The following is a 14964-nucleotide window of genomic DNA, read 5'->3' as shown; positions in this document are numbered from 1 at the left end:
CCGTAGCAGCGGCCGCAGGCCGCGTCCAGGTGCTATATTGATGGCCTTGGGGTTGTACGTGGGGGGGTGTATCCAACGGTGCCGTCATGACCATGCCGCTTCGCCTGTCCTTGCTCGCCTGCTGTCTGCTGTCGTCGCCCCTGGCCATGGCGCAGACCTACTACCCCACGGTTCACTCCTCACCCCCGCAGCCCTTCGTCGATGTGCCGCCACAGGCCTTCGAGGTGGTGGAATACCCCCATCAGTTCTACGACTCGCAACTACCCGCGCTGGCCGAGCGCAGCGAGGTGGTGGCGCGGATCTATGACCCAAGGCTGGGGGTGTACGTGGATACGCGGGTGCCGGACCCCAGTTGCCTGGCCGACCCCGCGCAGGCGAAGGGCTACCACTGACGCTTGTCAGGGCGCATCAGGCCCAGTTTCTCGATACGGTAGCGCAGCATGTCGCGGCTCAGGCCCAGCAGCCGCGCGGACTTGGTAACGTTCCAGTCGGTCTTGTCGAGCACCTTGCGCACCATGTCGCGCTCCACCGCCGGCAGGGTCATGCTGGCCGTGTCTTCGAACACCGGGCGCGGCTCGCTGACTTCCTCGCGGGGCGGGGCGATGGGCGTGTCGGTCAGGCTGTGGCAGACGTTCAACTGGCTGGCGCCCACACAGTCGCCGGGTGCCAGCAGCACGGTCTGTTCGAGCATGTTGCGCAGCTCGCGCACGTTGCCCGGCCAGCTGTAGCTGAGCATCAGCTCCTGGGCCTGGTCGCTGAAGTACAGGTTCGGCTTGCCGTAGCGCTTGCCGTGGGCCGCCAGGAAGTGCCGGGCCAGCAGCAGGATGTCGTTGCCACGGCTGAACAGCCGCGGCACCTTGATGGAGATGATGCGCAGGCGGAAGAACAGGTCGCGGCGGAACTTGCCCTGCTGCACCATCTGCTCCAGGTTGCAGTTGGTGGCGCTGATGATGCGCAGATCAACCTTGCGCTCCTTCACCGAACCCACGCGGCGGATGGTGCGGTCTTCCAGCAGCTTGAGCAGCTTGGCCTGCAGCAGCAGGTCCATCTCGCCCACCTCGTCGAGGAACAGCGTGCCGCCGTCGGCGGCCTCCACCAGGCCCACGCGGCGGTCCTTGGCGTCGGTGAACGCGCCCTTTTCGTGGCCGAACAGCTCTGATTCCAGCAGGTTCGACGGAATGGACGCGCAGTTGAATTCAATGAACGGGCCCTTGGCCCGCGGCCCGTCGAAGTGCAGCGCGCGGGCCACCAGTTCCTTGCCGGTCCCGGTCTCGCCTTCCACCAGCACCGGCGGCAGGTCGTTGTTGGGCATGCGCCGCTCGGCGTCGAGCAGCTGCATCAGCGTGTTCTTCATGGTCAGCATGGCCGGCGACTCGCCGATCAGCGCCTGGATCCCCGACTTCTGCGCCTCGCGGTCCTGGTAGAACGACAAGGTGCGCTCCATGCGGTCGGTGGCCAGGGCCTTGTCCAGCAGCAGCTTGAGCTCGGGCAGCGCCACCGGCTTGGTCACGTAGTGGAAGGCGCCCTCCTTCATGGCCACCACCGCGTCCTCGATGTTGCCGTAGCCGGTCATCATGATCACCTTGAGATCCGGCGCGCTGATGCGCAGCTTCTGGATCAGGTCATGGCCACTCAAGCCCGGCAGCGAGTTGTCGGTCAGCACGGCGTCGGGCTGGAAGCTGCGCAATTGCTCCAGCGCATCCTCGGCGCTGTGGCAGACACTGACCTCGAAGCCCTTGCGCTCCAGATAGGTCTGTATGTTCTGCGCCAGGATTTCATCATCCTCGACCAGCAGTATGCTGTGCTCCATAGTCCCCTCCCGCTGCCACTCTGAAATTAAGACACACACGGGTTCCTTCCTGCTCCTGACTGGTCAGGTCGACCGAGCCCTCGAAGCGTTCCATTATCCGTTTGACCAGCGACAGGCCCACGCCCAGCCCACCCTGCTTGGTGGTGAAAAAGGGCTTGAACACCATGCGTTCCTGCTGCCGCGTCATGCCCTTGCCGGTATCGCTCAGGGCCAGGGTCAGGCGCCCGCCGGGCTGTTCCTGCACCTCAATGGTCAATATTCCGCCGTCGGGCATGGCCTCCACGGCGTTGGTAAACAAACTGTTGAGAATCTGCATCAGCTGCATCTGGTGGCTGAGCACCTTCGGGTAGCCGCGCGGCGACCAGTTCAACTGCACGTTGCAGCGCCGTATCAGGCCCTCGTGCTGCTTGCAGGCCTGCTCGATGGCTGCGGTCAGGTCCACCGCCTCGCGTTCGGTGCTCATGGGCTTGAGGGACACAAGCAACTCCCGTACCCAGCGCGACATACGGTCGACCTGGCCGATGATGTCGGCAATGTTCTTCTGCGAGTCCTCGCTCGCCACCTCCTGGGCCAGCTCGGCGCTGGAGCGGATGGTGGCCAGGGGGTTGCGCAGGCTGTGGGCCACCGCCGAGGACATCTCGCCCAGGGCCACGAAGGTCTCGTTGGCCACCAGCTGGCGCTCCTGGGTGCGCAACAGCGTGGCGGCGCGCCGCACTATCCAGTACAGGCCGCCATAGATCAGCGCCCCGCCCGCAATGGTGGCCAGCCAGATCAGCAGGTAGCCACGGCGGATGCGGGCCACCAGGTCACCCGGCTCCTTGTAGATTTCCACCATGGCGACGACCTTGCTGCGGTCGGCGTTGAACAGTGGGATGTAGTTTTCGATGAACAGGTACTCGGGCTCGCGCAGCAGCTTCTGCTCCGGGCGCTCTTCAGCGATGCGGTGGTAACTGGCGGCCACCGGCACTTTCATCTCGAAGGCCTCGTCCAGCTCGTCGTCGTCCTCGATGTTTACGCCCACCAGCTGCGGGTTGGTGGACCAGATCACCTTGTGGTCCAGGCCATACACGCTGGCCAGCAGCAGGTCGGGCAATTGCGCCAGGTGGTCGAGGAACTCGTCGCGGGCCGCCAGCTGCAAGCGCGGGTCAAAGCCGGCCAGCTCGGGGTGCGGCTGGTTGTCGAGGACATCACCGATGGTCAGGGCCGCAGGAATGTGCGCGTGGCGCAACTCGGCCTCGCCGATGGACTGGATGAATTGCGCGGTCAGCAGCGCGTCGCGCTCCACGCTCTGGTTGACCACGAAGCCGGTGGACACATACCCCAGGCCCAGTGCCACGGCGCCGATGATCAACAGGCTGGCCAGGGAGAACCAGCGCAGCAGGTTGAAGCTGGCCGGGCGCGGCTCGTGCTGGGCGGCACCGCCGGCCGTGGGGTTTATTGTCTGCATGTCAGGCGTTCCTGGCTGCTTTTTGTCTTTGAAGATATAGGCCCGTCTTGACCCCTGCCACTGATCATTCGCTATGACGGGCCTGCCAATGATAGTAATTTGCCTCTATTGCATACCTGACATGTCGTGCTGGCTGTGATCGACCTGGTGCACGTGCGCAGGCCCGGCATCGGCCATCGGCGCGGGCAACGGCCGCTGGCGGTTGGTCTCGCTGTCCAGGAACTCCAGGATAGACAGCACCGAGGTGTCGTCCAGGCGCAGGTTGGGCATGGCGACGCTGTCGTACTGCTGGTAAAGCTGCACGGCCAGCGGGTCTTTTTCGGCCAACAGGCGGTCGGGCTCTTTCAGCCAGCGTTTCAGCCATTCGGGGTCGCGCTGGCGGGTCACGCCAATCAGGTCGGGGCCGATGCTGCGCAGGCCCAGGCCTTGGCCATCCAGGGGGCCCAGGCTGTGGCAGGACGCGCAGCGGGTGCGGAACAGCTCTTCGCCGTTGCTGGGCGGGCGTATTTCCGGGGCGTTGGCGTAGCTCTGCTCGGTGCTGGGGGTTTTCCAGTTCTGCAGGGTGTTGGCCAGCTGGTCGGCCAGGATCCACGGGTTCTCGAACGGCGAGGCTTTCATCCAGCGGCCACTGGCCTGGTTGCCGACGATCAGGCTGAGGTTGTGGTCCTTGCTGCGGCCATTGTCCACGCCTTCGATGAACAGCCCCAGTTTCTGCCGCAGTTGGGTGATGTCCTGCTTGTTGCCGGTGAGGAACTGCCAGCCCGGCCCTACCTTGAATTTGTCCATGTAGTGCTTGAGCACCGCCGGGGTGTCGGTGTCCGGGTCGATGCTGATGGAATAGAAGAACACGTCCTTGCCCACCCGGTCGCCCAACAGCTTCTGCACCTGGCGCAGCCGCGCGGTTTCCAGCGGGCAGGAGTCGGTGCACGAGGTGAAGATGAAATTGATCACCACCACCTTGCCCTTGATCAGGTCGTCGAAAAAGTGCACCGGCTGGCCGTCCTGGTTGGTCAGCACGGTGTTGGGGAAGTAATCGCCGCCCCAGGGCGTGGCCGAGGTGTCCGCCGCCACTGCGGGCGGCGTGGCCACCTCGTGCACATGCCCTTCGTGGGCGTGGAGGGCCCGGCTGGCCAGCAGGCACGCCACCAGCACCAATATCCAGTGCAGTTGCAGCGCGGCGTGGCGGGTGTCGTGCGTGCTCATGGCCTGGGCCTCCTTATTTCACGTTCACTTGCGGGCCGGCGCCGTCGCCGGTACGGAAGGTTGGCAGCGCGGCCGAGTTCACGTAGCGCACCCCGTCCCAGCTGGGCAGCGGCGTGGGCATCAGCTGCAGCTGGCCGGGTTTTTCCAGGTCCCAGCGCAGCAGCATCGAATTGTCCTCATGCTGGGTGTTGTGGCAGTGCTCCATGTAGGTGCCGGCGAACTCGCGGAAGTTGATTGCCATTTCCACGTTGTCCAGGCCGTCGGCTTCCGAACCGATGCGGTAGACGTCCTTGCGTGCCCATTTTTCCCACTCAGGCGGTGCCTTGCCGCCGCGGCTGAGGATGATGCCTTCCTCGAAGTGCACGTGTACCGGGTGGCTCCAGCCCTTGCCGCCGGCCTGTATCTTCCACACTTCCAGGGTGCCGATGCCGCCGTAGCCGGCGTCGGTGGGGCCGTTGGCCAACTGCGTGGCGGCGTTCAGCCGGCGTGGGTCCATGTGGTAGCCGAAGCCGCCATCGGTCTTGACCGTCCAGGGCGCTTCATCGGTGCCGTCGGAGCGGCCGAAGATGAAGGTGCGGTGGCGCGCCTTGGCGAGGATGGCCTTGTCAGCAGGGTTGTCGCGGTGGATCTTCAGCGGGATCATCACCTTGCCCTCGGCCTTGCCCGGCTTGGCTGGCTCATACAGCGACGGGTCCATGGCCAGGTCCTGGCCGGTGTAGGCCTTGACGTTGAGCTGCAGGATCTTGCCCACCACCGGGTCGCCCTTGTCCCACTGCGGGCCCTTGCTGGTTTGCTTGATCACCGGCAGGTACTTCTCGGACAGGATGTCCGCCAGGGGAATGACCTCTTTGGGGCCCTTGCCGTCTTCATGGGACTGCACATTGACCAGGAACAGCTTGTCCCCCGCCTTCACGCCGTTCTTGGCGAAGTTGACGATGATGTCGAAGCGCTCGGCGATGCCCTGGGTCGGCAGGATGGCGTTGTGGTTCTGTTTGTCGCCATCGGCGTCCAGGTCCATGCTGCCGTCGAACGGCACGGCGTGTTCCATGATGTTGCCGTCGTTGGCGATCATGTGGAACGGCACCCGCGCGTAGGACAACCCCGAGCCCTTGGGCCCCTGGAACTCGCCGCTGGTGCCCTTGATCTCGCGCACCAGGGCCAACTTGATGTAGCGCGACACCGAGCCGTTGAGGATGCGGAAGCGGTAGCTGCGGGCGCGCACGTCGAGCACCGGTTTCCATTGCCAGTTGACCATGGGCTGGTCGCCCAGGAAGCCATCGGTGTTGAAGGGGTTGAACCACAGTTGGCCGTCCTGGTCCCAGGCCTTGTCGGCGATCACCAGGTTCACGTCGTAGTCGCGGTTGCCCCACGGCAAGGCGCTGCCGCTGGGGAAGCGCAGGTTGACGCCGTCGTCCACCGCCTCGTTGCCGCGGTCCAGGGCGCTGTAGTAGTTCATCATCGCCGCGTTGCCCTTGTAGACGTTCTGGGCGGTGAAATCGAGCATGTGGTCGTGGAACCAGTGGGTGCTCATGGTTTCGCGCCAGTCGCCGCGGATCTTGATGGTGCCGTGGTCGCAGGTTTTAAGGCCGGGGCTTGCGTCGTTCACCCACAGGGTCTCGCCCGGCGCGCAGGGAAACGCTGCGCGCGGGTCCTGGGCGTTGGTGTTGATGGTGTCGTAGCCGGCCAGCTGGATCGGCCAGCGATAGTCGTAGTACTGGCCGGGGAAGAAGAAGGCGTTGGCATAGCCGTCGCTTTCCGCTGGCGCGTGGCCGTTGTGCTCGTGGGTGCTGATGGTGTGCAGGCCGAAGCCCTTGTTGGCCGACGGGTCGATGGGCAGGCCGTTGTAGTGGCGCATCAGCACCGGCTGGCCGTAGCGCACCATCAGCAGCTTGGGCGGCAGCGTGCCGTCGAAGGTCCACACCGAGTTGTGGTTCTGCACTGGCATATTGGGGTGGAAGCGCGCGTCCACGCCCTTGGCCGTGCCATCGGTGGCCGGCATGCCCGCCACGTTGTGGTACAGGCCACCGGGGCCGAACTCGCCCAGTTGGTAGCCGTGGCGCTGCCTGCTGTCACGCAGGCCGCCGTTGGTGCGCGCGCCGGTCTGCACGGTCTTGTAGGCGTACTGCGGGTAGAACTCGTTCCAGCGCTGGTGCGACCAGCCCTTTCCTGGCGGCCGGCCTTCGGCGGACGAGCCGATGCGGCGGTTGAGGAACACCTCGATCTGCGCCTGCCAGGGGTTGCGGTCAACGGTGTTGGACACCTGGCTGGGGAACGGCGTCAGCCCCGGTTGCCGCAAGAAGGCATCCAGCGCGGCGCTGGGTGGGCCGCTGCGGGCATCGGTAAGCGGGTCTTGCTGCGGCGCCGGCCCTTTCACCGGCGCCGGGAACGGCAGCGGCCCCGGTGGCGTGGTGGGGTCGAGCTTTTCCGGGCCGAATTCCTCGAACAGGGTCAGCTGCTGGGTAAACGGCTGCGCCCCGTACAACGGGCTGGGCTTGCCGTTGGTGGGGTAGTTGAAGCTGGTCTGCGCCGCTGGCGGCAGCACGTTCTCGACGCGGGTGGTGGCCTTGGTGCCCTTGACCGCGTCGGGCAGGTCCAGCGCGTCTTCGTTGGCCTCGGGGTCGGCCAGGATAGCGTTCAGGGCCGAGGTTTCATCGGCGGGCTCATCCTGGTAGGCCGAAGGGTCAGCGCTGGGCGGCTGGCTTTCGTCGTCGATAGGCCCGGCCCAGGCGCCGTGGATAACCAGGGCCAGGGCCAGGCTCAAGGGCGTCAACCGGGCGCAGCGCCGTAATGCAAGCCAGTGGGTAATGTTCATCGTCATCCGCCTCAAGTCGTGAAGGGGTGATGACGATGGAGCAATTAGCCGGCCAGTTTTTTATCAGCGCCTAAAACTCAATGGAAACAATGGCTTGGCCTTACAAACCGGTAGGTACCGGCCGGGACGACTGGGGAATGACACCCGCTTGCGGGGAAAGTTCACACCCAGTTCGTGGTGGCCACCAGCGTGCAGGTCGCCCTACCCGCCCACCGCGCGAAACACCAGGCTCACACAGGTCCCCTCGCCTTCCTGGCTCTGCAATTCCACCCGGCCGCCGAAGCGTTCCATGATCCGCTTGACCAGCACCAGGCCCACCCCCAGGCCACCCTGCTTGGTGGTGAAGAACGGCCTGAAGCACAGGGCACGCTGCTCGGCGCTCATGCCCTTGCCGGTGTCCGCCAGGCTCAGCCACACCCAGCGGTTGTCGGGGCTGGCCACGGTGATGGTCAGGGTGCCGCCCTTGCCCATGGCCTCCAGGGCGTTGGCCATCAGGCTGTTGAGGATCTGCGTCACCTGCACCTGCTGGTTCACCACCAGCGGCGCCTGCTGCACCTCGAACACCACCCGGGCCTGGGCGCGGGCGATCTGCTGTTCGAAGGCCAGCAGGCTGTCGTGCACGCAGGCCACCAGGTTCACCGGCTCCGGCTCGTCGCTCAGCGGCCGCAGGGACTGCAGCAGCTCGCGCACCCAGCTGGACATGCGATCCACCTGGTTGATGATGTCGCCAATGTTCTTGTGCGCCACGCCGCTGTCGAACTCCAGCGCCAGTTCGGCGCTGGAACGAATGGTGGCCAGCGGGTTGCGCAGGCTGTGGGCCACCGCCGAGGACATTTCCCCCAGCGCCACGTAGGTCTCGTTGGTCACCAGCTTCTGCTGCTGCACCGCCAGCAGCATGGCGGCGCGGCGCACTATCCAGTACAGGCCCAGGTAAATCAGCGCGCCGCCGGCCACGGTGGCCAGCCAGATCAGCAACAGCCCCCGCTCCATGCGCCCGATCAGGTCCTTGGGCTCCTTGTAGATCTCCACCATGGCCATCACCTGGTCGCCGGTGGCGTTGAACAGCGGCACGTAGTTCTCGATGAAGATGAAGTCCGGCGGGGTGATGAATTTCTGCTCCATGCGCGCTTCGTCGATGTCGTGGTAGCTGGTGGACACCGGCACTTTTTCCTCGAAGGCGCGCTCCAGGTCGTCGTCGCCCAGGATGTACTGGCCGATCAGGCTGGGGTTGGTGGACCAGATCACCTGCTTGTCCGGCGCATAGATATTGGCCAGCAGCACGTCGGGCAGCTGCGCGATGTGGTCGAAGAACTCGCCGCGCACCTTGTCGCGCAAGGCCGGGTCGATGTTCGGAAACTTGCCGTCCTGGCGCGGGTCCAGCAGCTCGCCCATGGGCGGCACGTCGTCGATCTGGGCGTGGCGCACTTCGGTGGCGGCGATGGACTGCACGAACTGCGCGGTCAACAACGCGTCGCGCTCCACGCTCTGGCCGATCACGAAGCGCGTGGACACCAGCCCCAGCCCCAGCGCCACCAGGAGGATGATCGCCATGCTGGTGACGGAGAAAGAGCGCAACAGGTTGAAGGTGCCGGGGGGCGACGCGGCGTCTGCCTGGGCGTCGCGGGTCCTGCGAAAGGGCCATTTCATGGGGCGTGGTTTCCCGTCTCGACCCTATGGGTATAGACCACCCCCAGCCAATTGCCCGGCCCGCCGCCATTGCCCCCACAGTTGGGGCAAACACCCCAGCGGCGCCCGCCGGCGTTGCCGGCTCACCAGGCTTGCAAGGCTCTGGCGCGGGCCTTTCACCACCAATGGCATGGGAGTTGCCCGCACCTGAGCAACTGACCCGTCCCCACAGGACCGGGCCTTTGCCAGAGGGATAACCCATGCACCCTTTACTTTCCAAGACCGCCACCGTGCTGGTGGTGACCTGCCTGGCCCAGGGCGTGGCCCGTGGGGCGCTGTTCGACGTGGACCCGGGGCCCTACGCGGCACCCACGGGCTTTTTCGCCAACTGGTACCAGGACACCCATGGCCGGGTGCTCGACCTGTGCCTGTCCAAGGCTCTCAGCTCGCGGGTGCCGAGCACCCCCGGCACGCCGTCGTACATGTGCTCGCTGATCCCCAACCCCGGGGTATTCGACGACACCAAGGCCATCGTCTTCCCCACCAACTTCCCGGACGAGGCGTTCTGGTTCACCGCTGACGCCGCGTTCAACGACGCGGCCACCGGCGTCAACCTCAACTATGGCTCGGCGGTGGAAGCGGCGTTCAGCGGCGGCCTGCCCGCCGACGGCGAGCAGATCAGCTTCGCGCGCATCCGCATGCGCATCGACGTGCCGGTGGCGGGTACCTACATCGTCACCCACCCCTATGGGGTCGAGGCGTTCACGGTAACCACCCCGGGCCGGCGCGCCATCAACCTGACCCGCGACATCGGCATTGGCGCGCCCAAGGTCTACACCGGCACCCTGGCCGGCGACATCGGCCCGTTCCTGCGTAGCATCAATGGCCCCTACACCGAGACCAACCCGCAGACCGGCGCCGCCGAGAGCTTCATCGGCGACCCCAACCTGACCGAGGCCGCCACCGGCAGCCCCTACAACACCAACTACGTGCGCATCGAAGGCCCCAACGGCATCGACGTGCGCACCACGCTGTTCGCTATCTCCGGCAAGCTGTCGGCCACCGTGCGGCCCACCCCGCTGATCACCCAGCGCGGCACCTACTCCCGCCGCCCCGGCACCAGCGCGCCGATTGCCCAGCAGGACGTGTTCGTGCAGGCGCCGCCGCAGCCCGCCACGGTCACCCTGACCAGCAACAGCCCGGCCCTGGCCCTCACCGAGACCACCGCCACCGGCAACTGGTACGGCCAGTCCGCCAGCAACCCGACGCTGCCCAGCGTGCTGCAACTTACCGCCGACAACCACCTGGCCATCGCCACCAGCACCCCCACCAGCCTGGGCCTGCCCCTGGCGGACCTGGTGATCATCCAGCGCGCCGAATACAGCCTGAGCACCGGCCAATTGACCGTGGTGGCGGCCACCAGCGACGAGACCTCGCCACCGGTGCTCACCGCCACCACCCTGGGCGGCGCCACCATCGGCGCCCTGGGCGGCGACGGCGCGGTGAAAACCCTGGCCACCAGCATTTCGCCCATACCGCCGGCCAAGGTGCGCGTGACTTCGTCCAACGGCGGCAGCGACGTTGAAGAAGTGGTCATCGTGCAATGAACGCCCAACGGCCCAGATCTGCTTCAGGAGGCACCATGAACAAACGCCCAAGCCTGGCCCTGAGCGCCCTGGCGGTTGCACTGACGCTGTCAGGCAACGCCCACGCGGTGCTGTCGGCCGTCGACACCGGCCCCTATACCGCCGCCACCGGACGCTTTCCGGCGTGGTACCAGGACTCGACCAACCTGCAACTGGAACTGTGCCAGTCCAAGGCCCTGAGTTCCCGCGTGCCCAGCGTGCCCGGCACGCCTTCGTACATGTGCACCATCCTGCCCGAGCCGGGGGTGTTCGACGACACCCTGCCCATGGTGTTCCCCGACAACTGGCCGCCCGAGGCCTTCTGGACCGTGGCCGAGACCAAGATCCCGGCGGTGGGCACCAGCGGCTACGCGCTGGAAGCCTACGTGGCCGGCGTCGAGGCGGCGTTCACCACCCCTGACCCGGTGGACGGCCAGCAGATCAGCTTCGCGCGCATCCGCCTGCGCATCGACGTGCCCCAGGCCGGTACCTACACCGTCACCCACCCCTACGGCGTGGAGACCTTCAACGTGACCACGCCGGGGCGCCGGGCCATCAACGTCACGCGTGACATCGGCGTTGCCGCCCCCGGCAACTTCACCGGCGCGTTGAACGGTGCCGTGGGCCCGTTCCTGCACAGCGTCAACGGCCCCTATATCGAGGTCAACCCGGAGACCGGCGCCAGCGAGACCTTCGTCGGCGACCCCAACCTGGCGGAAGCGGTGACCGGCAGCCCCAACGGCACCAACTTCGTGCGCATCAGCGGCCCGGCCGGGACTATCCAGACCAACCTGTTCAACCTGACCGGCAAGGTCTACGACAACCGTGCGCAAACCCCGGTGGACGCCCAGCGCATCACCTACCGGCGCACCAGCAACGGCGGCAGCCCCAGCACCCGCGTCGAGGTCTTCGCCAGCTCGCCGAACAGCTCCAGCCTGTGCTTCCGCGAAACCCTGGCGCTGGTGCCCGGCACCCCGGCCACGCCGTGCCAGACCGCCATGGTGGGCGACAACAACGGGCTGTTCTTCGGCCAGCACCTGCTCAGTTCCAGCAGCCTGCCCGCCGTGGTGGTGGTCACCGCCAGCAACCCTGCGGGCACCACGCGCCCCACCTCGGTGTCGAGCAAGCTCATTGACCTGGTCAAGATCCAGACCGCGACCTACACCTGGAGCAACAAGACCCTGGTGATCGAGGCCACCTCTACCGATGAGGTCAACGTGCCCGACATGGTCGCCGCCGGCTTCGGCCGCCTGTCCAAGAGCGGCACCCTGCAGCGCCTGACCGTGGCGGACCTGGCGCAACCGCCGGCCAGCGTCACGGTCAAGTCCGCCGCTGGCGGCAGCGACACCGAGTGGGTCAAGGTGGTGGGCAACGCCCCCAACAGTGGGGACAACCAACCGCCGGTTGCCGTGGCCGACACCGCCACCACCGGGTTCGGCGTGCCGATCACCCTCAACGTGCTGGCCAACGACAGCGACCCTGACGGCAACGTGCCCCTGAGCGTCACCGGCCTGACCCAGCCGGCCACCGGCCAGGGCTCCGTGGCCCTCAACGGCAGCACCCAGGTGGTCTACACCCCACCGGCGGTGGTCAACGCGCCCATCGCCGCGACCTTCACCTACATGGCCCAGGACAGCAAGGGCCTGGCCTCGACGCCGGCCACGGTGACGGTCAACGTCGCCCCCAACCGGCCACCGGTGGCCAACCCCGACACCGGCGCCACCCTGGGCGTGCCGCTGGTGATCAACGTGCTGGCCAACGACACCGACCCTGAAGGCAACGTGCCCCTGGGCGTGGCCAGCGTGACGCAACCGGCCGCCGGCCGCGGCACGGTGACCACCGACGGCACCCAGGTCACCTACAACCCACCCGCCACGGTCACCGCGGCCTTCACCACGACCTTCACCTACGTGGCCCGGGACAGCTTCGGCGCCCTGTCCACCCCGGCCACGGTGACAGTGCAGGTGTCGCCGAAACCGGCGGCGGAAACCTTCACGGTGACCACCGCCAGCGTCCAGGCGAAATCGGGCAACCGCTTCGTCTGGGACTTCGCCGGCACCTCGTCGGTGGTCACCGGCAACACCATCACCGTGCAGGTCACCACGCCGACCGGGTTGGTGACGCTGGGCACCACCACGGTACCGGCCACCGGCCGCTGGCGCCTGACCGTCAATAACAGCCCGGTGGCACCGTCGGCCAACCCCACCGCGACCATCCGCAGCTCCCAGGGCTCGGTGCGCTCGGTGTCGGTGACCACGCTGTAGGCCCGCTTGCCCGCCAGCCTTGCGGTTGGCGGGCAGCTACTGAATCAGGAGTTTGACCATGCGCCTACTAACGACCGCCCTGCTCTGCCTGCTCGCCGCCCACGCGCCGTTGTGCCTGGCCGACGACCTGATGGACAACAGCGACCTGGCACCCGCCAGCGACCTGGGCGAACTGCCGCCACCGGTGGGCCAGCAGGCGCTGATCAACCAACAGGGCCAGGCCAACGAGGCGCACCTGCAGCAGCAGGGGCAGTCGCTGCTGGGCAACATCGTGCAGGTGGGCAGCAACCAGGAGGCGTACATCCTGCAGCAAGGCAACGATTTGATGGCGTCGATCAACCAGCAAGGCTCGGGGAACGTCGCCAGCATCAACCAGCGCGGCAGCAGTAACCGCGCGCAGATCGACCAGAACGGCAATAACAACAACGCGAGCATCGAACAGGCCGGCACGGGGCTGCAAAGCGCCGTCACGCAGTCAGGCAACGGTATGAGCGTTTCCATCAAGCAGTACCGCTGAAACGACCTTTGAAGTCCTCAGGAGGCATCACCATGTTCACACTCAAACCCCTCGCCGCGGCGATCCTGGCCCTGGGTTGCGCCCAGGCCATGGCCAGCAACAGCACCTCGGTGCAGACCCAGAACGGCGACGGCAACATCGCCAGCGTCGAGCAACAGCAGGCGGCCCACGCCAAGGCCAGCCAGGCCCAGCAAGGCCAGGGCAACTACGCCAGCGCCTTCCAGCAAGGCACCGACAGCCTGATGCAGCTCAACCAGGACGGCCACTACAACAGCGGCTACGCCGAACAGATCGACGAAAGCGCCAGCCATCTCTATCAAGTGCAGAGCGGCAGCTACAACACCGTCGACGCCAGCCAGTCCAGCGGCCAGGGCAACCAGGCCAGCCAGCAGCAGAACGGCGACAACAACTACACCCAGGTCTACCAGGACACCCAGAACGGCAGCCAGGCCAGCACCAGCCAGGCGGGCAACTCCAACAGCGCGCGCATCCAGCAGGTGTTCGGCGGCATCAACAACAATGCGGTCATCAACCAGCACGGTGACAACCACAGCGCCCGCGCCGAGCACCTGGACCATGTGGGCGGGCAGATCAGCATCAACCAGAGCGGCGACGGCCAGATCGCCTACGGCGAACAGGGCGACGGCATCGGCGGCAAACTGAGCATCGACCAGGGCGGCTACCAGAACGCCGCCACCGTGTGGCAGGACAGCCAGACCGGTGGCACCCAAGCCAGCGTCAGCCAGTACGGCAGCCTCAACGACGCCACCGTGGACCAGAGCTTTGGCCACGACAACACGGCCCAGGTGCAGCAGAACGGCGACACCAACACCGTCTACGCCGACCAGTTCCAGGCCACCGGCGCCACCCTGTCGCTGTACCAGAGCGGCAATGGCAACGCCCACTACACCTACCAGACCGGCAGCAACCAGTACCTGAGCGCCAGCACCAGCGGCAACGGCAACAAGATCAACGCCAACCTGTACCAGGGCAGCATGGTCGGCGGCCAGAGCGGCACTGGCCAGCGCGCCTACCTCAACCAGAACGGCAACCAGAACGTCGCTACCCTCACCCAGGATGGGGTCAGCCATGTCACCCAGCTGAACCAGACCGGCCAGGGCAACCAGGCCACCATCAAGCAGGCTGACAGCTACAACGAGCTGTACTTCGACCAGAACGGCAGCGACAACATCCTGATCTCCGACCAGCGTGGCGAAAGCAACCTGGCCCAGGGCACCCAGGCTGGCAGCGGCAACAGCGCCAGCTTCGACCAGACGGGCAGCAACAACCAGGCCTACACCGCCCAGCTGTACGGCAGCGACAACCAGATCACCATCAAGCAGGCCGACAGCATGAACGTGGCGTACGTCACCCAGGGCGGCACCGCCAACACCGCCAGCGTCGACCAGGCCGGCCAGGCCCAGAGCGCCAACGTGCAGCAGTACGGCAGCGCCAACCAGGCGACCGTGTTGCAGCGCTGAACCCGGCAAGCGCAAAAACCGCAGCCCCAGGGTTGCGGTTTTTTTTGCGTGTTGCAGCCACACCGCGTTGCACTTGGACGCCGCCTGCGGCAGCTGCTACGAGCGGGAATCTGTAGCAGCAACTGTCTTGTGGGAGCGGGTTCTACCCGCGAAAAGAACACTGCGGTCTGTCTGATACT

10 protein-coding genes are annotated in these 14964 nt (G+C 66.3%); 5 read left to right on the top strand and 5 right to left on the bottom strand.

The window, feature by feature from the left end; translation table 11 throughout:
- The first annotated feature begins 86 nt into the window (after positions 1–86).
- Positions 87–392 carry a hypothetical protein gene (locus ACWKWX_RS31555; RefSeq protein ID WP_476298222.1) on the top strand — a complete coding sequence of 102 codons (306 nt, stop codon included), beginning with the start codon at positions 87–89 and terminating at the stop codon, positions 390–392.
- On the opposite strand, the gene ACWKWX_RS31550 is transcribed toward ACWKWX_RS31555, so the two are convergent.
- From ACWKWX_RS31550 to ACWKWX_RS31530, 5 genes are all read right to left on the bottom strand, one after another.
- A complete protein-coding gene (locus ACWKWX_RS31550; protein ID WP_483829825.1) occupies positions 383–1810 on the bottom strand; it encodes a sigma-54-dependent transcriptional regulator in 1428 nt (475 codons plus the stop codon). The two genes, ACWKWX_RS31555 and ACWKWX_RS31550, sit on opposite strands and share 10 nt — an antisense overlap.
- Positions 1779–3257 carry a sensor histidine kinase gene (locus ACWKWX_RS31545; RefSeq protein WP_483829824.1) on the bottom strand — a complete coding sequence of 493 codons (1479 nt, stop codon included), beginning with the start codon at positions 3255–3257 and terminating at the stop codon, positions 1779–1781. Before ACWKWX_RS31545 ends, ACWKWX_RS31550 begins: the two co-directional genes overlap by 32 nt.
- A gap of 105 nt (positions 3258–3362) precedes the next feature.
- Entirely contained in the window at positions 3363–4460 is a 1098-nt protein-coding gene (locus tag ACWKWX_RS31540; protein ID WP_483829823.1) for an SCO family protein, read from the bottom strand.
- Positions 4461–4473: 13 nt separating this feature from the next.
- Positions 4474–7272, bottom strand: coding sequence for a multicopper oxidase domain-containing protein (locus ACWKWX_RS31535; RefSeq protein WP_483829822.1), 2799 nt, complete (start codon positions 7270–7272; stop codon positions 4474–4476).
- Between the two features lie 201 nt (positions 7273–7473).
- Positions 7474–8919, bottom strand: a complete 1446-nt coding sequence (locus tag ACWKWX_RS31530) for a sensor histidine kinase (protein WP_483829821.1) — start codon at positions 8917–8919, stop codon at positions 7474–7476.
- 239 nt (positions 8920–9158) lie between these two features.
- On the opposite strand from ACWKWX_RS31530, the gene ACWKWX_RS31525 reads away from it, so the two are divergent.
- From ACWKWX_RS31525 to ACWKWX_RS31510, 4 genes are read left to right on the top strand one after another with little or no spacing between them, the layout of a single operon-like run.
- Entirely contained in the window at positions 9159–10505 is a 1347-nt protein-coding gene (locus ACWKWX_RS31525; RefSeq protein ID WP_416424375.1) for a hypothetical protein, read from the top strand.
- Positions 10506–10540: 35 nt separating this feature from the next.
- Complete coding sequence (locus ACWKWX_RS31520) at positions 10541–12787, top strand: Ig-like domain-containing protein (protein WP_483829820.1); 2247 nt, start codon at positions 10541–10543, stop codon at positions 12785–12787.
- A 58-nt stretch (positions 12788–12845) separates the two neighbouring features.
- On the top strand, positions 12846–13304 hold the full coding sequence (locus ACWKWX_RS31515; protein WP_416424377.1) for a curlin: 459 nt from the start codon (positions 12846–12848) through the stop codon (positions 13302–13304).
- A 32-nt stretch (positions 13305–13336) separates the two neighbouring features.
- Positions 13337–14785: a curlin gene (locus ACWKWX_RS31510; protein ID WP_483829819.1), complete on the top strand. Its 1449-nt coding sequence runs from the start codon at positions 13337–13339 to the stop codon at positions 14783–14785.
- Positions 14786–14964: the final 179 nt, after the last annotated feature.

The organism is Pseudomonas imperatae, assembly GCF_057128625.1.
This window is presented reverse-complemented; position numbering and strand designations above follow the sequence as displayed.

Coding starts and splice junctions, on each gene's coding strand:
- ACWKWX_RS31555 (WP_476298222.1), top strand. CDS start 87: ATGACCATGCCGCTTCGCCTGTCCTTGCTCGCCTGCTGTCTGCTGTCG.
- ACWKWX_RS31550 (WP_483829825.1), bottom strand. CDS start 1,810: ATGGAGCACAGCATACTGCTGGTCGAGGATGATGAAATCCTGGCGCAG.
- ACWKWX_RS31545 (WP_483829824.1), bottom strand. CDS start 3,257: ATGCAGACAATAAACCCCACGGCCGGCGGTGCCGCCCAGCACGAGCCG.
- ACWKWX_RS31540 (WP_483829823.1), bottom strand. CDS start 4,460: ATGAGCACGCACGACACCCGCCACGCCGCGCTGCAACTGCACTGGATA.
- ACWKWX_RS31535 (WP_483829822.1), bottom strand. CDS start 7,272: ATGAACATTACCCACTGGCTTGCATTACGGCGCTGCGCCCGGTTGACG.
- ACWKWX_RS31530 (WP_483829821.1), bottom strand. CDS start 8,919: ATGAAATGGCCCTTTCGCAGGACCCGCGACGCCCAGGCAGACGCCGCG.
- ACWKWX_RS31525 (WP_416424375.1), top strand. CDS start 9,159: ATGCACCCTTTACTTTCCAAGACCGCCACCGTGCTGGTGGTGACCTGC.
- ACWKWX_RS31520 (WP_483829820.1), top strand. CDS start 10,541: ATGAACAAACGCCCAAGCCTGGCCCTGAGCGCCCTGGCGGTTGCACTG.
- ACWKWX_RS31515 (WP_416424377.1), top strand. CDS start 12,846: ATGCGCCTACTAACGACCGCCCTGCTCTGCCTGCTCGCCGCCCACGCG.
- ACWKWX_RS31510 (WP_483829819.1), top strand. CDS start 13,337: ATGTTCACACTCAAACCCCTCGCCGCGGCGATCCTGGCCCTGGGTTGC.